General features: G+C 50.2%; 19 protein-coding genes, 1 riboswitch and 1 other annotated feature. All 19 genes read right to left on the bottom strand.

Annotated elements, in window-relative coordinates; genetic code table 11:
• Window positions 1-34: 34 nt before the first annotated feature.
• The gene (locus OIM03_04340) at window positions 35-466 is read right to left on the bottom strand and encodes an OmpH family outer membrane protein (protein ID HJI73509.1); all 432 of its coding nucleotides are present in this window, start codon (window positions 464-466) and stop codon (window positions 35-37) included.
• A 158-nt stretch (window positions 467-624) separates the two neighbouring features.
• Window positions 625-803, bottom strand: a riboswitch (cobalamin riboswitch).
• 421 nt (window positions 804-1,224) lie between these two features.
• Window positions 1,225-2,502: a phosphoribosylamine--glycine ligase gene (gene purD, locus OIM03_04335; protein ID HJI73508.1), complete on the bottom strand. Its 1,278-nt coding sequence runs from the start codon at window positions 2,500-2,502 to the stop codon at window positions 1,225-1,227.
• 14 nt (window positions 2,503-2,516) lie between these two features.
• Complete coding sequence (gene purH / locus OIM03_04330; GenBank protein HJI73507.1) at window positions 2,517-4,058, bottom strand: bifunctional phosphoribosylaminoimidazolecarboxamide formyltransferase/IMP cyclohydrolase; 1,542 nt, start codon at window positions 4,056-4,058, stop codon at window positions 2,517-2,519.
• Between the two features lie 77 nt (window positions 4,059-4,135).
• Window positions 4,136-4,756: a phosphoribosylglycinamide formyltransferase gene (gene purN, locus OIM03_04325; protein HJI73506.1), complete on the bottom strand. Its 621-nt coding sequence runs from the start codon at window positions 4,754-4,756 to the stop codon at window positions 4,136-4,138.
• A 207-nt stretch (window positions 4,757-4,963) separates the two neighbouring features.
• Window positions 4,964-6,145 (bottom strand): aminotransferase class I/II-fold pyridoxal phosphate-dependent enzyme, encoded by a 1,182-nt coding sequence (locus tag OIM03_04320; protein HJI73505.1) that lies wholly within the window; start codon window positions 6,143-6,145, stop codon window positions 4,964-4,966.
• A 72-nt stretch (window positions 6,146-6,217) separates the two neighbouring features.
• Window positions 6,218-7,369, bottom strand: coding sequence for an N-acetyldiaminopimelate deacetylase (locus OIM03_04315; GenBank protein HJI73504.1), 1,152 nt, complete (start codon window positions 7,367-7,369; stop codon window positions 6,218-6,220).
• Window positions 7,369-8,082 (bottom strand): 2,3,4,5-tetrahydropyridine-2,6-dicarboxylate N-acetyltransferase, encoded by a 714-nt coding sequence (gene dapD, locus OIM03_04310; GenBank protein HJI73503.1) that lies wholly within the window; start codon window positions 8,080-8,082, stop codon window positions 7,369-7,371. The genes OIM03_04315 and dapD overlap by 1 nt, the downstream gene beginning before the upstream one ends.
• Before the next feature lie 241 nt (window positions 8,083-8,323).
• The gene (gene purM, locus OIM03_04305; GenBank protein ID HJI73502.1) at window positions 8,324-9,382 is read right to left on the bottom strand and encodes a phosphoribosylformylglycinamidine cyclo-ligase; all 1,059 of its coding nucleotides are present in this window, start codon (window positions 9,380-9,382) and stop codon (window positions 8,324-8,326) included.
• Window positions 9,383-9,401: 19 nt separating this feature from the next.
• Entirely contained in the window at window positions 9,402-10,823 is a 1,422-nt protein-coding gene (gene purF, locus OIM03_04300) for an amidophosphoribosyltransferase (GenBank protein HJI73501.1), read from the bottom strand.
• A 155-nt stretch (window positions 10,824-10,978) separates the two neighbouring features.
• The gene (locus tag OIM03_04295) at window positions 10,979-11,842 is read right to left on the bottom strand and encodes a phosphoribosylaminoimidazolesuccinocarboxamide synthase (GenBank protein HJI73500.1); all 864 of its coding nucleotides are present in this window, start codon (window positions 11,840-11,842) and stop codon (window positions 10,979-10,981) included.
• A gap of 26 nt (window positions 11,843-11,868) precedes the next feature.
• Window positions 11,869-12,360, bottom strand: coding sequence for a 5-(carboxyamino)imidazole ribonucleotide mutase (gene purE, locus OIM03_04290; protein HJI73499.1), 492 nt, complete (start codon window positions 12,358-12,360; stop codon window positions 11,869-11,871).
• A 456-nt stretch (window positions 12,361-12,816) separates the two neighbouring features.
• A complete protein-coding gene (gene dusB, locus OIM03_04285; GenBank protein ID HJI73498.1) occupies window positions 12,817-13,812 on the bottom strand; it encodes a tRNA dihydrouridine synthase DusB in 996 nt (331 codons plus the stop codon).
• A gap of 145 nt (window positions 13,813-13,957) precedes the next feature.
• The gene (locus tag OIM03_04280) at window positions 13,958-15,316 is read right to left on the bottom strand and encodes a M20/M25/M40 family metallo-hydrolase (GenBank protein ID HJI73497.1); all 1,359 of its coding nucleotides are present in this window, start codon (window positions 15,314-15,316) and stop codon (window positions 13,958-13,960) included.
• A 128-nt stretch (window positions 15,317-15,444) separates the two neighbouring features.
• Window positions 15,445-16,317, bottom strand: a complete 873-nt coding sequence (locus OIM03_04275; GenBank protein HJI73496.1) for a transporter substrate-binding domain-containing protein — start codon at window positions 16,315-16,317, stop codon at window positions 15,445-15,447.
• A 59-nt stretch (window positions 16,318-16,376) separates the two neighbouring features.
• Window positions 16,377-16,608 (bottom strand) — a binding site (T-box leader).
• A gap of 64 nt (window positions 16,609-16,672) precedes the next feature.
• Complete coding sequence (locus tag OIM03_04270) at window positions 16,673-17,686, bottom strand: alpha/beta fold hydrolase (protein ID HJI73495.1); 1,014 nt, start codon at window positions 17,684-17,686, stop codon at window positions 16,673-16,675.
• Window positions 17,687-17,753: 67 nt separating this feature from the next.
• Window positions 17,754-17,885: a hypothetical protein gene (locus tag OIM03_04265; protein HJI73494.1), complete on the bottom strand. Its 132-nt coding sequence runs from the start codon at window positions 17,883-17,885 to the stop codon at window positions 17,754-17,756.
• Between the two features lie 347 nt (window positions 17,886-18,232).
• The gene (gene menC, locus OIM03_04260) at window positions 18,233-19,345 is read right to left on the bottom strand and encodes an o-succinylbenzoate synthase (GenBank protein HJI73493.1); all 1,113 of its coding nucleotides are present in this window, start codon (window positions 19,343-19,345) and stop codon (window positions 18,233-18,235) included.
• A 77-nt stretch (window positions 19,346-19,422) separates the two neighbouring features.
• A complete protein-coding gene (locus OIM03_04255) occupies window positions 19,423-20,583 on the bottom strand; it encodes a M20 family metallopeptidase (protein HJI73492.1) in 1,161 nt (386 codons plus the stop codon).
• Between the two features lie 73 nt (window positions 20,584-20,656).
• Window positions 20,657-21,772 carry an o-succinylbenzoate synthase gene (menC, locus tag OIM03_04250; protein HJI73491.1) on the bottom strand — a complete coding sequence of 372 codons (1,116 nt, stop codon included), beginning with the start codon at window positions 21,770-21,772 and terminating at the stop codon, window positions 20,657-20,659.
• Window positions 21,773-21,845: the final 73 nt, after the last annotated feature.

The raw sequence follows: 21,845 nt of genomic DNA, 5'->3' as shown, positions 1-21,845 counted from the left end.
CATATCCCAATAGGATGAATCCTGTATAAGAACATTATTTTGCCTTTACCCGTGCAATAACCTCGGGAGTAAGATCTTTCCCGCCATAAAGCCAGGCGCCTTCCTGTACTACAAAGTCAATATTGTTTTCCTTTGCCGCTGCGGCAATGGCGGAACGAATTTTGTTGATTGTGGGAACAATTTTGTTCTTCTCAATATTCTGCTGCTTTCTCTGGAGCTGTTTATTTAATCTATCTGCCAACGCTCTTTTATCCGCATCGGTCATCTTCTGCGATTTTTCATTAAATTCTTTCTGCAGAGAATTCTGCGTTTCGACTATTTCCCTCTGTGCTTCCACTAATTGTGGCGCCGCCTGTAATACCGCCGGATAATTTACATATCCATTCGCTGCATCAGACATTCCCGGAACACAAATAAATCCAGACATAAGTGCTCCAGCTAACAGCAATCTCTTAAACTTTTTCATAAAATTCCTCCTCAAATTATGAACTTTTCCCTGTCAGATAAAAAAAGAGCTATGAGGCAAATAACATAGAAAATAACATAGAAATAGCAATTTAAAACAATATAGTCACTTTTCCATCCTGGCTATTTCTATGCATGCGAACTCATAACTCGTAAGTTGTCATGTCTATAAAATAGTGTGGCACTCTGACTCGGATCATGGCTCATCAATTCCTTTGTGAAAGGCTTGCAATCGATCAGCTCCCCCTACAGTTGCGGGACAGTTTCGGATTCTCACCGAATTCCCCACTTGCTATTTTTACATTATTAAGTTGTAAACTTTATCTAAATTTATATTAGTCTATTCCACATTTATCTCTAATTTATATCCGACAATTCTATTTTACGTTATCTAATTAGATCCGTCAATTATGATTTTTAGTAAATTATTCAGAATTCATTCATCTTATTGAAATTTATCATTAAATGTTTGTATTTTTTCACTGATTTTATTTTAATAATATATAGTATACTATTCTTCTGCCACCTAAAAAAAATACCTTCCTCATTGAATATTTAAGATTTCTCTCATTTTCTAATAACGCCTTTATGTCTCTGAGACAGCACATATCACAAGTCTTTTCACAGATGGAGGTTGAAATAAATACATCCTCTTTTCCTCATTGATTTTATTCATAAACCCAATTTCCGATATTTGATATGAAAAAAAGGAGCATCAAATGATGCTCCTTGTCGATTAATTCTTATGACTATTATAAATTAATTTTTATCCGTAATATGCCTGATACCCTTGTCAGCAATGTCGTGACGATACTGCATGCCCATCCAGTGGATGCGGGAAACGCCTTTATAGGCTTTTTCCTTTGCTTCTTCCAGTGTCGGGGCAATGGCGACAACGTTCAGCACGCGGCCGCCATTGACGACGAATTCGCCGTCTTTCTTGGCAGTGCCTGCATGGAATACGATGCAGTCTTCTTTCTTCGCATCTTCAATGCCGCTGATGATTTCGCCGGATGTATGGGAAGCAGGATAACCGCCGGATGCCAGGACGACATCGACAGCATAGCCGTCTTTCCATGTCACTTCTTCGTGCGTGAGTTTTCCGTTGACGCAGTCGAGCATGATCTGTGCGAGATCGCCGTCGAGAAGCGGAAGTACAGCTTCTGTTTCCGGATCGCCGAAGCGGCAGTTGAATTCAACGACCTTCGGTCCTTCATCGGTGATCATGAGGCCTGCATAGAGGCAGCCTTTGAATGGATATCCTTCCTTCTTCATGGCAGCTGCCATCGGACGGAGGATTCTTACATTGGCTTCTTCAATGAGTTCGCGGGTCATGACCGGAGCAGGAGCATAGGCGCCCATGCCGCCGGTATTCGGGCCGGTATCCCCGTCGCCGATTCTCTTGTGATCCTGGGAGGAAACCATCGGAACGACTGTCGTTCCGTCGCAGAAGCAGAGAACGCTCGCTTCCTCGCCTGTCATGAATTCTTCAATGACAACGGAGCGGCCTGCATCACCGAAGGAATTGCCTTCGAGCATATCCTTGACGGTATGGGTAGCTTCTTCCAGATCCTTGGCAATGATGACGCCCTTGCCTGCTGCCAGTCCGTCAGCCTTTATGACGATTGGGAAAGACTGTGTCTTCAGGTATTCGACAGCTTTGTCTTCGTCAGTGAATACTTCGTAAGCGGCTGTCGGGATGCCGTATTTCTTCATGAGAGATTTTGCAAAGCTCTTGGAGCCTTCAATGCGGGCTGCCGCTTTGGACGGACCGAAGAAAGCAAGTCCTTCTGCCTCGAACTGATCGGCAAGGCCTTCGGTGAGAACCGTTTCCGGTCCTGCTACGGTCAAATCGATCTGCATGAGTCTTGCGAAATCCAGAATATCTTCATTGCTCTTTACCGGAACGAGAGAGGCGATGTCTGCCATGCCTTCATCGCCCGGGACTGCATAAAGTTCTGTAACGGAAGGACTCTGGGAGAGCTTCCAAAGCAGCGCATGTTCGCGTCCGCCGCTTCCAATAACCAATACTTTCATTTAAACTTCCTCTCTTAGCTGTGACGGAAATGACGGTGACCGGTGAATACCATGGCAATGCCGTACTTGTTGGCCATATCGATGGATTCCTGATCTCTGATGGATCCGCCTGGCTGAATAACAGCGGTGACGCCTGCCTTGCCTGCGGCTTCAATGGTATCGCCGAACGGGAAGAATGCATCGGAGCTCATGACGGAGCCCTTGGATTTTTCTCCTGCTTCAGCAATGGCAATGTCAGCTGCGCCGACGCGGTTCATCTGTCCTGCACCGACGCCGAGTGTTACGTCCTTGCCGGTCAGAACGATGGCATTGGATTTGACATGCTTGACGATCTTCCATGCAAATTCCAGTGCCTGCCATTCTTCTTCTGTCGGAGCGCGGTCGGTAACTACCTTGCAGTCTTTTCTTGTTTCAGCGCTGTTGTCCGGTGTCTGTACGAGAAGTCCGCCGGAAACCTTGTGCAGCTGGAGTTCTTCTTTTTCGGAAGCCGGTACTTCGATCAGACGGATGTTTTTCTTCGTGCTGAGGATGTCGAAAGCTTCCTTGGAGAATTTCGGAGCCATGACGACTTCAAAGAAAATCGGCTTCATAGCTTCAGCGGTCTCCTTGTCGCATTCACGGTTCATGGCAACGATGCCGCCGAAAGCAGATTTGCTGTCAGCGTCGAAAGCTCTCTGGAATGCTTCAAGAGCTGTGCTTCCAAGAGCGGTGCCGCATGGGTTCGTATGCTTGACAATGACGCATGCCGGCTGGTCTTTCCATTCGCAGGCAAGATCCCAGGCTGCTTCCATATCAACGATATTGTTGTAGGAAAGTTCCTTGCCGTGGAGCTGCTTGGCAGCAGCGATGCCGCCTGTTGCTTCCGGATCCTTGTAGAAAGCAGCTTTCTGATGCGGGTTTTCACCGTAGCGCAGGTCCTGCAGCTTGACATAGGCCATGCTGTAAATATCCGGCAGTGTATCTTCTGTGCCGTTGACCTGTTTTGTCAGGTAGTCAGCGATAGCACAGTCGTAAAGGCCTGTGTGGAGGAATGCCTTTCTGGAGAGATCCAGACGGAATTCTTCAGTCAGCTGGTCATTTTTAATTCTTTCAAGAATGTCATCATACTGCTTGGGGTCGACAACAACAGCAACGTACTTATAGTTCTTTGCTGCTGCACGGACCATGGACGGGCCGCCGATATCGATGTTTTCGATAGCTTCAGCTCTGGTGACATCAGGTTTTGCAATGGTTTCCCTAAACGGGTACAGGTTGACGGCTACGAGGTCGATGCCGGTAATGCCGTGTTCCTTCATGGCCTTGACATGTTCCGGGTTGTCACGGATAGCAAGGATGCCGCCGTGGATCATCGGATGCAGTGTCTTGACTCTGCCGTCCATCATTTCCGGGAAACCGGTAACTTCAGAAACAGATTTTACAGGAATGCCTGCATCTGCGATTGCCTTCATGGTTCCGCCTGTGGAAATGATTTCCACGCCGAGTTCATGAAGTCCTCTTGCGAAATCTACAACACCTGTCTTATCAGATACGCTGATAAGCGCTCTTTTGACTGCCATTATAACTCCTCCTTTGTGAACGGCCCGTTTCCGGGCGATACTATGTGAATCTGAAATCATCAGATATTCAGTCTGAATTAATGGTGGCCGTGCATGCCGGAAACATGATGTCCTTCAATCGTAAGCTCATCCCTGCAGTAGGCAGCGACAGCGCGGACGTAGGAAGGATGCTCCTGTTCCAGGATGCGTGCGGACAGCGTGTCTTCCGTATCATCATCATAGACGGGAACGGCAGTCTGCGTGATGATCGGGCCGTCATCAAGGCCCGTTCCGACAAAGTGGACCGTGCAGCCTGCAACTTTGACGCCGGCTTCAATGGCCTGTCTCTGGGCATGGAGCCCGCGGAAGCTCGGAAGCAGAGCCGGATGGATGTTGATGATCCGGTTCGGGAATGCATGGATCAGATTTTCCCCGCAGATTCTCATGTAGCCGGCAAGGCAGATGAGATCGGGCTTATATGATGCGGCTGCTTCGAGGAGGGCATCATTGAAAGCTGCCTTGTTCTCGAAGGATTTTAATTCGATGACCGTGGAGGGTACATTCCAGCGTCTGGCTCTTTCAAGAACCTGCGCTCCTGCGTGATCACAGATGACGCCAACGACCTCTCCGTTGACTATCCCGTTTTCGCAGGCCTCATGGATGGCCTCGGCGTTTGAGCCGCGGCCTGATGCAAATATTACAATTCTCTTTTTGTTCATACACGAAATCCTCAAAGTAAATAGTTCCTGTCAGCCAATTCCTGTTTTCAACAAAGACTGACCTGGCAAGCTGGCAGCATTCCATCTAAAGGCAGGAAATTTTGCCTGATTTTATGGTTGCCTTTCATATGGAAATCCAACTGATTATAGCATTTATCTGATACGGGAAAATATCTGGAGCGGCGCTCTGCGCCTTCCCGCCTGGTTTCAGATATGGCTGACAAACTCTTCGAGACAGTTCATTGCCTCTTCGATTTTCTCATCGGATGCCGCATAGGAAATTCTTACATATCCTTCGCCGCCGTTTCCAAAGACGGATCCTGGGATAATCCCCAGCCTGCCTTCCTTGGCCAGTCTTAATGCAAAAGCAAAGTCGTCTGTTCCAAATTCCTTCGGGATTTTGGCAAATACATAGAATGCGCCTTCAGGCACTGCCATTTCAAATCCCATCTTGCGCATGCGGCCCACCATATAATCTCTGCGGTGCCTGTATGCTTCCCTGAAGACAACCGGATCGTTATCTCCATGATTCAATGCTTCGACAGCAGCGGCCTGTGCGGAGTCATTGATGCAGGTCACCATAAATGCATGCATCTTTGTGACTGCACCGATCAGCGCGGAAGGTCCGGCCACGTATCCTAAACGATATCCGGTCATGGCATGGGACTTGGACAAGCCGGAAATCAGCAAAGTCTGTCCCGGAAGGCGGGTTGCCAGGGATGAATGCTCCGCATCATAAGTCAGTTCGGAGTAGATTTCATCCGCCAGAACCAGCAAATGATGTTCTTTCAGGATTTCAGCCAGTTCATCAAGCAGCTTGGCCGAATAGGAACGTCCTGTCGGATTCGACGGATAATTGAGGAGAATAGCCTTGACGCTGCTTCCTTCCTCTTCAAGCACCTTTTTCAGACGTTCCGGAGTCAGTACAAACCCCTCCGGAGCTGTATTGATCATGACAACCTCTGCTCCCGTAAGAGAAATGAGCGGGAAGTACAGCGGAAAAACAGGTGTCGGAACAAGGACCTTGTCTCCCGGATTCAGGAGAGCAAATGTGCAGGCAGCCAGTGCTTCTGTTGCCCCGACAGCAACTACGATTTCCGAAGCCGGATCATAATCGACATTTCTTGTGCGTTTCAGATATGCTGCGATGGCTTCCCTCAGTTCAATCTTTCCGGCTGACTGTGAGTAATGGGAATCGTCTTCTGCAATGCTCTTCACCGCAGCCATTTTGACATGGTCAGGCACAGCAAAATCCGGTTCGCCCAATGTTAATTTGATAATTCCCGGGACAGATGAAATTTCATTGTCAAATGCACGAATCGCTGACGGCGGTACCTCTGTCAGCTTCTGATTAATCATCCCGCTTAATTCTGAAATAACTGATGGCATACAATCTACCTCCTGTTTCCTGTCCATCGGGATCATGTCTCTCTGGAGGACAAATTCAGTTCTATTATAAAATTACTCTTCTGCAGTCATGCGGTATTCTAAGAATTCAGTAATGGCTGTTATTCCCTTTTGGATAGCCCCTTCCTTAGGGCTCATGGAAGCTTCATGAAGCTGGGCTCCGCCATCAACGCCCAGCCAGAACATGGTTCCAGGGAACTGATGCAGAAGATAACCGAAGTCCTCTCCTGTCATGGCAGGCGGCACTTCCTCATAGACTACATCAGGATTCTTCTGCATGAATCCGATGAAGCGCTTCGTCAGCACGGGATCATTTTCAACAGGGAAATATCCGCCCTGATTGAGTCCCAGCCTGACTTCCACTTCAAAGCTTTTTTCAATTCCTTCGCAGATTTCCTGAACACGTTCCTTGATCTTTTCAATCATCACCTGTGTCAGGCCGCGGATCGTTCCTTCAAGGCGCGCATGGTCGGCAATGACATTCCTGATTGTGCCTGCCTCGAATTTTCCAAGGGTAATGACCCCTGATTCTATCGGATTGATCGAGCGGGAAATGATTGTCTGGATCTGCATGACCAGAGCGCTGGCAGCAACGACGGCATCCTTTGCATCCTGCGGGAATGCAGCATGGCCGCCTTTGCCGATCACATCGATATTGACTTCAGTCGTGCCGGCAAAGAGTGTTCCCATACGGCATCCGATGACCCCTGTCTGCATTTTCGGATTTACATGAAGTCCGTAGAATTCATCCGGACGCCATTCTCCTTCAAAGAGGCCGAGTTCATAGGCACGCTTCCCGCCTGCTTCGCTTTCTTCCGCAGGCTGGAAGAAGAACACCAGATTGTCCTTAGGCTGGTGGCTCGCAAAATAATCCAATACGCCAAGCGCGACTGTCATATGCATATCATGACCGCAGGCATGCATCTTTCCCGGATGCTGCGATGCGTACGGAAGTCCTGTCTTTTCATCAACAGGAAGCCCGTCGATATCCGTCCTGTACCCGATTGTCCGGGACGGATCGGATCCCTGCACTCTTACCAGTATCGCGGTCGGAAGTTCTTTCGGCTCCAGAATTTTCAAAAACTTCTGGTCCATCATGTCAATCACCTGCATGAGGAATGCATGTGTTTCCACTTCTTCCAGTGCGACTTCCGGTATCTGGTGCAGATGACGACGGATCGTGATCAGATCGTCCTCTTTGAGCATTACAGATTCCTCAATTCTTCTTCAAGACCGGTTTTTGATGTGGTCTTTGCGTCTACGTCCTTGATGTAGCGGGCAGGGGATCCTGCTACTACGGTATGAGGAGCAACATCATGAATAACGATGGCTCCTGCGGCAACGACTGCACCTTCACCGATGTGAACGCCTTCAATAACAACAGCATTGGCTCCGATCAGGACATTGTCATCGACACGTACCGGTTCAGCAGATGCCGGTTCAACAACGCCTGCCAGTACAGTACCTGCACCGATATGGCAATGCTTGCCGACGATAGCGCGTCCGCCGAGGATGGCTCCCATATCAATCATGGTGCCTTCTCCGATCTCAGCGCCGATATTGATGATAGCTCCCATCATGATGACGGCATTTTTTCCGATCAGTACCTGATCGCGGATGACAGCGCCTGGTTCGATACGTGCATTGATATTCTTTGTGTCCAGAAGCGGAACAGCAGAATTTCTTGCTTCATTTTCAATTCTGACTGCGTCAAAATCCTTTTCATGCTCATCCAAGAACGGCTTTACTTCTTTCCAGTCGCCAAAGAGGATTCCTGTCCTGCTTTCTACAAAGGCATCCACTCCTTCCGGATATGTCAGGGAGTCAAGGTTTTTTCCTTTTACATATACTTTGACAAATGTTTTCTTAGGAGCGCTGCCTATGAAATTGATGATGGACTGTGCATCTAATTGTGCCATAATATATCTCCTTTTCTTCTTATCTGCCTTGGGGCCATGCCCTTTCCTAAAACCAGGATATTTTTATTATATCGAAACCAGGGTAAGAATCGTATTCCCATGGATATATAATCATTTCAGGAAATTCTGGCACAAATTTTCAGTTCGGCTGCCCTTCTTCCGCGCGGGCAGCTCATATTTTCAGATGGTTTTTAATGAAAAGCCAGACTCCGCTCAGAAGTCCGGCTATCATTTAAGGCAATTATTTATTAAACAAGCCGCCCGTCACAATGACGTCCTGGCTGCCTTCAGTAATTTCGCCGACTTCGTAAACCGGTTCATTGATGGAAGCGAGGATTTCCTTTGCCTTTTCTGCTTCCTCGCGGGTGAGAATCAGGAGCATGCCAAGACCGCAGTTGTATGTGCGGTACATTTCATGCGGATCGACGCCTCCCAGATTCATCAGGAACGGGAATACAGGAAGCATCGGCCAGAGATCGGCATTCAGTACAGCGCGGGTGCCCTTTGGAAGGACTCTCGGGATGTTGTCGTAGAAGCCGCCGCCTGTAATATGGACGAGGCCTTTGACATCAGCGCCCTTCAGTACCGGCAGGACCGGTCTTGAATAGAGGCGGGTCGGTGTAAGGAGAACTTCTCCCAGCGGCTTGTCGAAGCCTTCATACGTTTTCTTCAGGTCCAGGTTGTTGTCCTCGATGATGCGGCGTACGAGGGAGTATCCGTTGGAATGGACACCGGTGGACGGAAGTCCGAGAATGACGTCGCCAGGAGCGATCGTTTCGCCGGTGATGAGGTCTTTCTTGTCTACGATGCCGACAGCAAAGCCTGCTACATCGTAATCGCCTTTGGCATAGAAGCCTGCCATTTCAGCAGTTTCGCCGCCGAGGAGTGCGCAGCCGGATTCGATGCAGGCATTGGCAACGCCCTTGACGATTTCAGCCATCAGCTCCGGTTCGAGCTTGCCGGTTGCAATGTAGTCCAGGAAGAAGAGCGGTCTTGCGCCCTGTACGAGGACGTCATTGACGCTCATGGCAACGCAGTCCTGGCCGATGGTATCATGGATGCCCATTTCAATAGCAAGACGCAGCTTTGTGCCTACGCCGTCAGTGCCGGATACGAGAACCGGATCATCTGAGAGTTCATCCTTCAGGCGGAAAAGGCCGCCAAAGCCTCCCAGATCTCCCAGAACGCCTCTGGTGTATGTTGCCTGGACTGATTTCTTGATCAGTTCCACTTCTCTTTCGCCAGCATCGATATCAACGCCGGCTTCCGCGTAAGTCAGGCCTTTTTTCTTTTCAGTCATGTCCCTATTCTCCCTTGTCCTATTCTTCCTCTTCCATGCCGCCCAGACTGTTGTTCGGTACGGGTTCCGGATAAATGCCGTCGAAGCAGGCAAAGCACATATCCGTCTTCTTCAGTGTGGAAATCGATTCAGCGAGGCCTTCCTGCGAGAGGTAATGGAGCGCATCAGCGCCGATCATCTTGCAGATTTCCTCTGTTGAATATTTAGCGGCGATCAGCTGCTTTCTTTCAGCGGTATCAATGCCGAAGAAGCATGGATATCTGACTGGCGGCGAGCTGATGCAGAGTTTGATTTCCTTGGCGCCTGCGTTTCTCAGAAGGTTTATGATGATGCCGCTTGTCGTGCCGCGGACGATGGAGTCATCGACGAGGATGATCCTCTTTCCTTCGACATTCATGCGGATCGGGTTCAGCTTCATGCGGACGGCTCTTTCACGCTGCTTCTGTCCCGGCTGGATGAAGGTGCGTCCCATGTACTTGTTCTTGAGAAGGCCTTCCACGAAAGGAATGCCGGAAGCCTGGGCATATCCCAGAGCTGCCACGTTGCCGGAGTCCGGCACGCTCATGACGACGTCTCCGTCGAAATGGGTTTCTTCCCAGAGCTTTTTGCCCATATTGAGGCGGGCCTGGTAAATATCCTGTCCGTTCATGATGGAATCCGGACGGGCGAAGTAAATATATTCGAAGGAGCAGATTCCGTGACGGTGATTTTCCACCGGACAGTACATGGTGGAACGGACGCCGTTGTCATCGATGGAAACGATTTCGCCCGGAAGGATGTCCCTGACGAATTTCGCATCAATGGCATCAAGCGCCGGTGTTTCAGAAGCCAGCACCCAGCCCTTTTCCGTCCTGCCCAGTACGAGCGGGCGGTAGCCGAAAGGATCGCGGCAGCCGTAGAGCGCATCATTCGTGCATGCTACGATAGCATATGCGCCATGGATTTCATCCATCAGTTCAATAAACTTTTCTTCTTCTGTTTTTCTGCGGCTTCTTGCCAGAAGCTTGATAATGACTTCGGTATCCATGGAAGTCTGGAACGTGGAGCCTTCCAGAAGCAGTCTTCTGCGAAGGTTCTTCGTGTTGACCAGATTGCCGTTATGTGCCAATGCCATCGACCCGTCTATGCTGTCAGCCTGCAGCGGCTGCACATTGGCAGGAATCGAAGAGCCTGTGGTGGAATAACGTACGTGTCCGATACCGATATGCCCATCCTTTTCAGGTAAATGGCGGAAAACTTCGGTAACGAGTCCCATACCGCGGAAAGTCTCCATAACCTTTCCGTCAGACACTGTGATGCCGGCGCTTTCCTGGCCGCGGTGCTGGAGTGCGAAAATCCCGTAATAGGTCTCGGCTGCAGCAGACAATTCACGGTCAAAAATGCCAAATACCCCGCATTCTTCATGGGGCTTGTCATCATAGATATCAATACTTTTATACATTCCGGAATTCTCCTGACTTTCTGTAAACAGCAGGAGGGATGACCCCTCCCATTTTTTCTGGGGAGCACCCGCCAGAGCGGGATATAAAATGCGGCGGCTTTCCTCCCCGCTCCCGGGCGGAAGGAAAGCCTTTCCCGCACTCTGTAAATACGATCTTAGAACTTGATGCCGGTCAGAAGTTCATAGGCTTCTTTGTAAATGGCAATCGTCTTGTCGATGATTTCCTGCGGAACGGTATCTCCAGGATGAGCCTTGAGGTAGTCTCTCAGGAACTGCTTGTCGAAGGACGGCTGGCCGTGGCCTGCTTCATAGCCCTTTGCCGGCCAGAAGCGGGAGTTGTCCGGTGTCAGCATTTCGTCGCCCAGGACAATGTTTCCTTCTTTGTCGAGGCCGAATTCGAATTTGGTATCAGCGATGATGATGCCTCTTTCGAGAGCATAGTCAGCGCACTTGTTGTAAAGAGCGAGTGTCAGTTCAGACAGTTTTTCCATGTATTCTTTGCCCTTGCCCGGGAAGAACTTTTCGACCCATTCCACGCCTTCTTCCATGGAAATGTTCTGGTCATGTTCACCGACAGGAGCCTTGGTGGACGGGGTGAAGATCGGCTGCGGAAGCTTCTGGCATTCCTTCAGGCCTTCCGGAAGAGTGATGCCGCAGACTTTGCCGTCTTTCTGGTATCCTTCCCAGCCGGAACCTGTGATGTATCCGCGGACGATGCATTCTACCGGGATCATGTCGAGTTTCTGTGTCTTCATGGAACGGCCTTCAAATTCTTCAGTCTGGAAGAATTCCGGCATATCCTTTGTGTCGATGGAAATCATGTGGTTCGGAACGATGTCCTTTGTGAAATCGAACCAGAATTCAGACATGCGGTTCAGAACGACGCCCTTCTGCGGGATCGGGTCTTTCAGAATGTTGTCGAAAGCGGAAACGCGGTCAGTGCAGACCATAACGAGGCTGTCGCCCAGATCATAGAGTTCACGTACCTTGCCGGATTTGAATGGTTTGTATTCTTTCATTTCGTTTTCTCCTTTGGAGGCCTTCATTAACGGCCCAATTCCTTCTGCAGTTTTTCATCTTTTCTGTAAATTTCAGCAGCGGCTTCTTCGCGGTATTCCTTGTACTTTCTGTACAATTCACGATCGGAGACAGCTCCGATTTCAATAGCGAGGAAGGCTGCATTCTTCGTGCCGTCAATGGCAACGGTAGCTACCGGGATTCCGGATGGCATCTGCACAATGGAGAAGAGCGCATCCATACCGTCGAGCTTTGCGCCGGAGAGCGGTACGCCGATGACTGGTCTTAAAGTCAGGCTGGCTACCACACCCGGAAGGGCTGCTGCCATGCCAGCGCCGGCAATGAATGCGCCTGCGCCTTTTTCTTCTTCTGCCGCAACAAATTCAGCCAGTTTCTTTGGCGTGCGGTGAGCGGAAGCAATGGCAACGTCATATGTAACGCCGAATCCGTCCAGGATTTCAAATGCTTTTTTCATGGCCGGCAGGTCGGAGTCACTGCCCATAACGATTCCTACATGCATTGTAATATCCTCCCTCTTTACGGCTTAGCCGTATAACAAAAAATCTCCTCTTTAGGGGTACACTATGCCAAAGACACAGACCCCCGTAAGAGGAGTGGTTTACAAGACCTGAAGAAACACACGGCAACAGAACAGGTCATTCGGGATACGATTCCATACGCCCGGATGCCTTCGGAAAGCAGGACCATTTCAGTGGACATCTTTTCTCCTCTCCGTAGTGAGATAAAAAAGCCTGCGCGCACAAACCTGCACAAGCTTCGACGATCACCACGCTCTATTACTCGCGTTCTTTAATCATTCTAATATTTCCCTTTTACCTTGTCAATAAAAATTGACTGTAAAAAGGTACCATATATGGCAAGACAACATGATTATAATGCATATCTTACCAATTCTTTATTTTTCCTAATGATTCTCTCGTCATGCATTCATTTCCATGAGAGAGTTCGGAAAGAATCAGATTTTTGACGGTTCGGTCAGATGCTTTTCTTCTTCATACCTGTCAATCGTCTCATCGAATTCCTTCTCGGTAAGTGCCTTCATGATTTCGCGGCGAAGGGCAGCGGCTTCAGGAAGTCCGTGGAAATAGCGGCTTGCATGCGCACGCATTTCGCGGACGGCTGCATTCTCCCCCTTCTCAATGACAAGGCCGTGAAGATGCTCCCTTGCCATGGCAAGGCGTTCCTCCCAGGAAGGCGGATCAATGATATCTCCATTTTCAAGGTATGCATTCACTTCCTTGAACACCCAGGGATTTCCCCAGGCAGCACGGCCGATGGCAACGGCGGCGCATCCTGTTTCTTCCAGAAGCGTTTTGGCAGAAGGACCGTCTACGACGTCCCCGTTTCCAATGACCGGGATCTTAACCGCCTTGACGACTTCGGCAATCTTCTTCCAGTCCGCCTTTCCTGTATAGAAATCTTCCCTTGTGCGTCCATGGATAGTAATGGCTGCTGCCCCTGCCTCTTCGACGGCTTTGGCAAGTTCCACGCAGTTTTCCGTATCCCTTGTCCAGCCAAGACGCATCTTGACCGTGATCGGGATATCCACAGCATCTGCCATGGCCTTGACGATAGAAGCGGCCAGCGGCACATTCTTCATGAGCGCTGATCCGTCGCCGTTCTTGACGACCTTCTGCATCGGACAGCCCATATTGATATCAATGATATCAGGACCCGCCTTTGCCATCTCGCGCGCCCCAAGCGCCATGATTTCAGGATCGCTTCCGAAAAGCTGGAGAGCTACCGGATGTTCATCCGGATCGATCTTCAGCATGTCTTCTGTCTTTCCGTTTTTATAATACAGCCCCTTGGCGCTGACCATTTCCGCTGTCGTCATCGCTGCGCCGAAACGCCTTGCTATGACACGGTACGCCAGATCGCTGACGCCCGCCATCGGAGCCAGTACGGCCCAGCCGTCAAGCTTGACGGTACCTATGACTGGTTTATCCATAATTCCCTCCCATTTCCGAAAAACATGTATATTGTACCATAGAAGGTATGCTCCTCCAAATAAATACAATATAAACGGACAATAAAAGAGCCCTGGCAAAATGTGAATCCTGTGAATCCATTTCACCAAAGCCCTTATATATATTTTACTTATTATAATTACCAAGGAATGTTTTGAAGAAATCAACAGGCATGAAGAGCTTGTCTACCGGCATCCTTTCATCCACCTGATGGGCTTCGCCCCATTTCGGTGTCTTTACGCGGCCGGAGAAGCGGAAAACAGCCGGGGATACTTCGGCATAGTTTCTGGAATCTGAAGCACCGAGCATGAGTTTTGGCACGATGGCTGTCTTTTCTCCATAGACTTCATGGATCGTATCACAGAGGAGTTCATAGACATCGCTGTCCGTGCTTCCTGCCCGTTTTGGATTTTCAGCAAAAGGAACTTTGACAAGGACGCCTTCGGGAATAATGGATTCCAGGTACTTCTTGACGGATTCCACGGTATCACCCTGAAGGATGCGGACACTCATCGTTGCCTCTGCATGGGACGGAAGGACATTGGCCTGCGCGCTGCCCTCTGCCATCGTTACGGCAAATGTCGTATGAAGCATGGCATCCAGTGTCCTGTCTTTGGAGGCGAGCTTCTTGAGCTTTTTGAAATACTTGCCCGGGTGGCGGTACACCTTGGCCGTCTTCTTGTCCTTGAAACGCGCTTCAGCCTTGAGGAAGGCTTTGACGAGCGGCGTCAAGCGGTAGGGCATCGGATGTTCTTCGACAGAGGCGACGGCCCTTGCAATATCGCCAAGCACTGTTCCTTTTCCGGGGCGGCTGGCATGTCCGCCATCACCGTCCTTGTAGAGGACGAATTCATTCGGCGCTTTTTCTGCCAGTGCGACTTCCGCCCTCACGCCGCTTTCATTGTCGATGATATTTCCGCCTTCATCAAAGATGCAGGCCAGCTCGACGCCGTTTCTCTTCAGGTATTCTGCCGCCAGAATGGATCCTTTCTTGTCCGGTGTGCACTGCACTTCCTCATTGTGGCCAAAGGATAGGTAGATATCAAAGGAAGGTTTGAAATGTTCTTCCAGAAGTTCCTCGATGGCATCCATTTCGGCCGAGAGGAGCGACTTGCAGTCTTCCGATCCCCTTCCCCAGAGGAAACCGTCTTCCACCTCGCCCGCAAAGGGCGGATGGCTCCACTGTTCTTCGCGGCCTGCCGGCACGACATCCTGATGCGCCATCAGAAGGACAGGCTTTCTGTCCGGATTTTCAGACGGCCAGCGGAAAAGAAGGCTCGCCTTCCCGATCACCGTCAGTTCCAGTTTCTGATAGATCATCGGATATGTCGTCTGAAGGTACTGATGCAGCTCATCAAACCTGCTCCAGTCCGTATGCTCATCATTCACGCTTGATACAGAAGGAATCTGTACCAGCCCCTGCAGATGGCGCAGGTACTTTTCATTCCGGGCGCTGATTTCGGCTCCCTTATTTTCCAAATCCATAGATCGTCCTTTCACAAAAAGAGGCGGGCCGCTTCCCTCGGTTGATCCGGGCTGCGATCCCGCCTCTTATTTTATACATATAATTATAATAAGGCTATCGTATCATTTAAACCGCCCAGAGGCAAATCTTACTTCTGTGCGTTGGCTTCATCCAGCTGATCGAAGAGGTTTCTGTGATACCATTTTTCAGAAATCTGCTTCAGAGTGCCGTCCTTGGAGAGTTTTTCCAGGGCAGCTTCGATTTCATTGGCCAGTTCCTTTTCATCCTTGTTGACGATGAGGACGGTTTCATTGACTTTGATCGGCTTGTCGAGAGCGACAAGGTCCAGCTTCATTGCTTTGGCAATGTCTTCTACACCGAGGTTGTTCGGGTAAACGAGTGCATCATACTGGCCGCTCTTCAGGGAGCTCAGACGTTCAGCCGGAGTCAGGCCGTCCTGGATCGGAACTTCATTCAGGATGTTGTTATGTTCCTTGTTCCAGTCTGTCAGCACTTTGTAGATGCCGCCGTTCGGTGTGTTCGGAACGAGCTTGCCGCCGCCCTTGATGACATCTTCAAGGCTGTGGTACTTCGCTGCGTTTTCCTTGGTCATGTATACTTCGACAGAAGATACGCCGATCGGTGTCTTCGGTACGATGTAGTCCTTTTCACGGCGCGGTGTGCGGTAGTAGCCGCCGGCTGCGACCTTGGCATCTCCGGATTCCATCATGACATCCTGTGTTTCCGGCGGAACAGCCTGGAGATCGAGGTGGTAGCCCTTGAGGTTCTTGTTGACGGCTTCCAGGATATCGTATTCATAGCCCTGTGTCTTGCCGTTTTCATCGGTCCAGGAAAGCGGACGTTCCGTGCTGGAAAGGACGACCTTCACGTGTTTCTTTCCGTCAGCTGCTGCAGAAGCTGCAGAAGAAGTTGCCTTCTTGTCTCCGCCGCATCCGGCAATGAGTCCTGCTGCAAGGGATGAAATAAGTGCTGCTGCTGCGATTTTTGTTTTCTTGTTCATAAAGTTTCCTCCTCGTTGCCTTCCGGCTGTTGATTGCTAAATAAAAAAGTCCCTGTCCTTTTCAGGACGAGAGACTCGTGATTCCACCTAAATTCGCATACCTGTCGCCAGATATGCCTCTGAGAGTCCTAAGACCCTCTGCCCTGTATCGGGAGCGCCCGGGAAAGCCTACTGCCGTTTCAGCCTTCGATGCTCGGAAATGCACTTCATCATCCTGTCCGCGTCCGCTCTCACCCTCCGGACTCGCTTTTACGGCTTCTGAATGACTACTCTTTTCGTCATAACATTATATTTGTTCTATTCGATATACCTACAATATCACTAAATTGACGGCGTGTCAACGTGGGATATTTTCCTACCTGTCCAGTTCCTTTTCGATCATCCAGTCTTCCATGAGATCCGCGATTTCACGGTTATTCAGATCCTCGAAAAGGAAATGCGTATTCCCATGGATTCCGACGTCAGGAAGCCGTATGACACGGGCATCCCCGCCCTGCCTGTTGATTTCTTCTGCCATGTTTTCCGCTTCCATGCGGCGGACTCTCCAGTTGTCCTCGCCGCCCCAGCGTGTCATGTCGTCTGGGATATTGTCTCCGAAAATCATGAGGATCGGGATTTCCGTCAGCTTGTGGAAATCCCTCGGATCGACGCCTTCTGCCTTAAGCGCGCCAAAGGGGCTTGTGGAAATCAATGGATCAGGCACATCGTCATCAGGAAAGAGGAATCCAACGCCCGGTTCCAGTGCAATGATGCCCCTGACATTGTCATTCTTCATGGCAGCACGCCAGCCTGCTCCGGCTCCCCGCGAATGCGTCACGATGACAGAAGGCCCTGCACGGTCGATTGCCGCTGAGAGTGTATCCGAGACAAGCTCGGCATCAAATGTACGAGTATCCGGTGTTACCCTCCGCCAGAACTGGTCGGCGGCCTCTTCCCCTTCAGGAATCTGCACGCCGGGAAATCTTTCCGGATAATGGCCGAAGCGGAAAATATCAAACCAAAGCGCTTCGTCCAGTTTTGGCTCGACGGATGCACTTGTCGAAACACTCGCCGCCCTGCCGCGTCCCGGCTGGTCCATCAGGAATACCTTGTATCCCTTACGGAGGAATATCGTCTGGAAGCCTTCGCGCCCGTCAGGCGTCGTCTCCCATGCGGCTCCGCTCTGCCCGGCTCCATGGAGGAACACAAGAGCGTTCGGTCTGGCATCCTTTGGCACCTGATAAAACACATAGGCATGATCGACATGCTTTGTCTGTCCGGCAGAATCAAGCGCATGAGAAGGATCATACGTCCCTTCCGCCTTCAGCGTCTTTCCACCGGCAGAGAAACTTCCCTGCGCGGTCAATATGATCGGTTTTTCCTCATCCATCAGGAATCATCCCTTTCCCGTCATTTTTCTTTATTATACACCGGAAAATTTCTTTTTCTTTCATGGATCAATACTCTCTTTCCTCAATGCCGTTTCTGTAAAACTTATGGAATGCCGGAGCGGAAATTCCGATGAAAAGCAGGCAGCCTGCGACTCTCCATGTCAAGTTGTCGATTTCTCTGGCTATCATTTTTCCCATCGTCTTTCGCTCCTTTTCTGTATTTTGTAAATCAAAAAGCTCCCGCCCCTGTAAAGGGACGAGAGCCATAGCTTCGTGTTTCCACCCGATTTCATGCACCTGTCACCAAATGCACCTTAGAAGGTTCTATCAAACCCTGACTCTGTATCGGGAGTTGCCGGAAGGACCTACTATCATTTCAGCCCGTCAAACTCAGAAATGCACTTCAGCTTCCTATCCATATCCGCTCTCACTATCCGGACTCGCTTTGCTGTCTTCAGACGCTTACTCTTTTCTTCATCGTTTCGTTGTGTGTACTTTACCACGATTCAAAATACGTGTCAACAGGATTTTTGTAAAATTTTCGTTTATTTGAAAATCCAGTGGCCTGCTTCCATCTTATCGATCTGCTTTTCATCGACGTCGTAATGGATTCCGTTTTCCTCATCCGGCACGATGATCGTGCAGCGATCAGTGATGTCTACCATCGGATTTGTCACGTCTTCGTCGAAGTAGCGGTTTGCAGCTGCCACATCATGCGCCAGTTCCGTGAAGCCCGGAAGGCTTGCGAAGGAAACATTCTGCGCGCGGCCGATGCCGAGCTCTGTCATGCCGCCGCACCATACAGGAATATGATGGGCGACGCAGAGGTCATGGATGCGCTTTCCTTCATAGACACCGCCGCAGCGGCTGGATTTGATATTGATGACCTTGCAGCTGCCAAGACGGATTGCAGCTTCTGCCGCTTCGTAGGAAACGATGCTTTCATCCAGGCAGACAGGTGTCTCGATGGCTTTCTGGAGTGTGGCATGGTCGACGATATCTTCTTCTCCGAGCGGCTGTTCAATGTACTGGAGATGGTATTCATCCATGGCGCGGAAGAGGTCGATATCTTTAAGCGTGTAGGCGGAATTGGCATCGACGGTGAGCGTAATGTCCCCGAATTCCTTTCTAATGGCTTTGACGACTTCAATGTCGCGTCCCGGATGGATTTTGATCTTCGTCCTGTGATAGCCGAGTTCTAAGTAATGTTCAATTTCCTTGAAAAGGACGTTGATATCCTTTTCAATGCCAAGGGAGACGCCGACCTTGATTTCCTTCTGCGTGCCGCCAAGGAGTGTCTTCAGGGACTTCCCTGTGCGCTGGACCATGAGTTCCCAGAGGGCGTTTTCGACAGCTGCTTTGGCAAGACGGTTCCCCTTGATGTAGTCGAACTGTTTCATGAAAGCTTCCGGGCTTTCCACTTCCGTATGAAGGATGCCCGGGATGATGATGTCGCTCAGGATATGAAGCACGGTGCCGTTGTCTTCCGGATTGTAGAAAGGCCCGTAGAAAGCCTTGCATTCACCCCAGCCGACAAGGCCTTCGGAATATACTTTGACAAGCAGTGCGTCCCTGTTTTCAAACTTAGTGAAGCTTGTCTGGAACGGATGCTTGAACGGATTCAAAACGCGGATAATGTCTACGCGGTCAATTCTCATAATGTCCTCCTGTCCTCCATGGCATAAAGCCGCCAGCATCGAAGCGGGCGGCCTGCCGTATTGAAATGATCTTCAAATTATTTTTCGTTCAGCTTGAGAAGAATGCCTGCCATCTGCTTAGCACGGCGGAAGAGGCTGTCCACATCGGCCCATTCTTCAACCGTATGGTTTCTGGAACCTTCAACGCCTGTGCCGCAGAGTGTCGGAACACCGGCAGCTTCCGTGTAGGCTGCATCACTGCCGCCTCCGCAGAGTTTCGGGCCCGGAACAGGGAATCCGCTTTCTTCTGCAACTTCCTGTGCAATCTTCAAAAGTTCAAGGTTGCCCGGGAGCTGCGGCATGACAGCAAAGCCTACGCTGTCATAGAGCTTTGTCGTGACATCAGGCACATACTGTTTGGCGCAGACTTCCTCGACCTTCTTTCTGAGGATGGGGAGATCTTCAGGATGGACGTAGCGGAAATCACATTCCACCTTGCAGTGAGCCGGAGCCGCATTGGCTACCGTGCCGCCTTCGATTGTGCCGACATTGACATTGTACTGTTTGGAGTAGTCGGTCAGGTTCTCGATTTCAATGATCTTGTGAGCCATTTCAAGGATGGCGCTTCTGCCGTTCTGCGGATCATTGCCTACATGGCAGCCGCGGCCGAAGGTTTCAATGAAGAAACGCCAGCAGCCTTTTCTCTGGACGACCAGCGCGTGATCCGGGAAGCCTGTTTCAAAGTTGAATGCGCACTTGGCGCCTTTGGATTCCTTCTCGATGACTTCGGGCGCATTGGAGAATACGTGCGCTGGTTCTTCATCGGCAACAAGGATGACCTTGCACGGGAAATCATCAAATCCAGCTGCATGGAGTGCTTCCAGGGTGGAGAGCAGGATGCAGACGCCGCCCTTCATATCAAGGACGCCCGGGCCGTATGCCTTGCCGTCTTTAATGGTGAACGGACGCTTTTCAGGTTCGCCCTTGAAGAATACCGTATCCATGTGACCCATGAGGATCGTGTATGGTTTGGACAGATCGCCGCGTTCGCCGATGATCGTATCGCCGCATTTTTCATAGGATACGCGGCGGATGGAGAATCCCAGCTTTTCAAGGATGCCTGCACAGAGATTGCCCATCTCCATGCCGCCTTCCTTGACACCGATGCCGGAATCGATGGTCACCATCTGTTTCCACAAGTCGACCATGTCGTCCTTATGCGCGTCAATCCATTCGTATGCTTTATCTCTTGTCGTCATAACCTTTCCTCCGTTTCAAAAATGACAGCAGGAAACGCGGACGGCTTCCCCTCCGCGCTCCTTCTTTATTTGATTATTTTGTGAATTCCCACTTTTCAAGAGTATGTTTTTCAACGACTTCCTGATTCAGTTCGAAGCCGGTGCCCGGAAGCTGCGGCAGATGAATCATGGCATGATCGTCAATGAATGTGGACGGGGTTACGATGTCATCCGCATAGTAGCGGTCGCTTCCCGGGATATCGTTCGGATAGCGGTAGTACGGGAGGGTAGCAACAGCCATGTTGTGGCCTCTTGCGACGCCGTCGTCGACCATGCCGCCGCACCAGGAATAAACGCCCTTTTCACCGGCGAATTTCTGGATTCTTCTGGCTTCAGTCAGGACGCCTACGCGGGCTACTTTGATGTTGATGATCTTGCAGCTGCCAAGTTCGATGGCTCTTCTGGCATCATCGACACTGTCAATGCTTTCATCAAGGCAGATCGGTGTCTTGATGGCAGCCTGCAGGTGGCGGTGGTCTACGATATCATCGGATGCCAGAGGCTGCTCGATCATGAGAAGGCCCAGTTCATCCATTTCCTTGAAGAGGTCGATATCAGCGAGCGTATATGCAGAATTGGCATCAACCATGAGCATGATGTCGCCGTATTCTTTTCTGACAGCTCTCATGTAGTTGATATCATAGCCCGGTTTGATTTTGCATTTGACGCGGCGGTAGCCCTGCTTCATGTACTTTTCAATCGTAGCAAGAAGCTTGTCAGGTGTATCTTCAATGCCCAAGGAAACGCCGGCTTCGACAGAATCCTTGACGCCGCCGAGAGCTTTGTATTCAGGGATGCCGAGTTCCTTGGAGTACAGTTCCCAGAGAGCGCAGTCTACAGAAGCGCGTGCCATGCGGTTTCTGCGGATCCAGGATGTATGGTCGAAGAACCATTCCGGATCTTTGAAATCGCCTGCATCGAAGAGAGCCGGAATCAGGTATTCCTTGATAATGAAGAGAGCGCCCATTGTCGTCTCTTCATTGTACCAGGGGCGCATGAACGCCGAGCAGGCGCCATAGCCCACATTGCCGTCGCTGTCATGCAGTTCGACGATGGAGAAATCCTTTGTCGTATTCAGTCCGAAGCTGGTGCGGAAAGGCACCTTGAAATCAAGACTCATTCTGCGGACAACTACTTTAGAAATTTTCATACTTTTGCCTCCTTAACTTCCATTCTACAATCATTGAAATATACTGCAAGGGAAAGCGGAAAATCCGCTCCGT

It is taken from the genome of Veillonellaceae bacterium, assembly GCA_025992895.1.
Lineage (GTDB): Bacteria > Bacillota > Negativicutes > Veillonellales > Dialisteraceae > Dialister.
Note: the sequence above shows the minus strand (reverse complement) of the source record. Positions and strands in the feature narration are given on the sequence as shown.

Excerpts from the sequence above, each read along its gene's own strand:
- OIM03_04340 (HJI73509.1), bottom strand. The coding sequence starts at position 466 with ATGAAAAAGTTTAAGAGATTGCTGTTAGCTGGAGCACTTATGTCTGGA.
- purD (HJI73508.1), bottom strand. The coding sequence starts at position 2,502 with ATGAAAGTATTGGTTATTGGAAGCGGCGGACGCGAACATGCGCTGCTT.
- purH (HJI73507.1), bottom strand. The coding sequence starts at position 4,058 with ATGGCAGTCAAAAGAGCGCTTATCAGCGTATCTGATAAGACAGGTGTT.
- purN (HJI73506.1), bottom strand. The coding sequence starts at position 4,756 with ATGAACAAAAAGAGAATTGTAATATTTGCATCAGGCCGCGGCTCAAAC.
- OIM03_04320 (HJI73505.1), bottom strand. The coding sequence starts at position 6,145 with ATGCCATCAGTTATTTCAGAATTAAGCGGGATGATTAATCAGAAGCTG.
- OIM03_04315 (HJI73504.1), bottom strand. The coding sequence starts at position 7,369 with ATGCTCAAAGAGGACGATCTGATCACGATCCGTCGTCATCTGCACCAG.
- dapD (HJI73503.1), bottom strand. The coding sequence starts at position 8,082 with ATGGCACAATTAGATGCACAGTCCATCATCAATTTCATAGGCAGCGCT.
- purM (HJI73502.1), bottom strand. The coding sequence starts at position 9,382 with ATGACTGAAAAGAAAAAAGGCCTGACTTACGCGGAAGCCGGCGTTGAT.
- purF (HJI73501.1), bottom strand. The coding sequence starts at position 10,823 with ATGTATAAAAGTATTGATATCTATGATGACAAGCCCCATGAAGAATGC.
- OIM03_04295 (HJI73500.1), bottom strand. The coding sequence starts at position 11,842 with ATGAAAGAATACAAACCATTCAAATCCGGCAAGGTACGTGAACTCTAT.
- purE (HJI73499.1), bottom strand. The coding sequence starts at position 12,360 with ATGCATGTAGGAATCGTTATGGGCAGTGACTCCGACCTGCCGGCCATG.
- dusB (HJI73498.1), bottom strand. The coding sequence starts at position 13,812 with ATGGATAAACCAGTCATAGGTACCGTCAAGCTTGACGGCTGGGCCGTA.
- OIM03_04280 (HJI73497.1), bottom strand. The coding sequence starts at position 15,316 with ATGGATTTGGAAAATAAGGGAGCCGAAATCAGCGCCCGGAATGAAAAG.
- OIM03_04275 (HJI73496.1), bottom strand. The coding sequence starts at position 16,317 with ATGAACAAGAAAACAAAAATCGCAGCAGCAGCACTTATTTCATCCCTT.
- OIM03_04270 (HJI73495.1), bottom strand. The coding sequence starts at position 17,686 with ATGGATGAGGAAAAACCGATCATATTGACCGCGCAGGGAAGTTTCTCT.
- OIM03_04265 (HJI73494.1), bottom strand. The coding sequence starts at position 17,885 with ATGGGAAAAATGATAGCCAGAGAAATCGACAACTTGACATGGAGAGTC.
- menC (HJI73493.1), bottom strand. The coding sequence starts at position 19,345 with ATGAGAATTGACCGCGTAGACATTATCCGCGTTTTGAATCCGTTCAAG.
- OIM03_04255 (HJI73492.1), bottom strand. The coding sequence starts at position 20,583 with ATGACGACAAGAGATAAAGCATACGAATGGATTGACGCGCATAAGGAC.
- menC (HJI73491.1), bottom strand. The coding sequence starts at position 21,772 with ATGAAAATTTCTAAAGTAGTTGTCCGCAGAATGAGTCTTGATTTCAAG.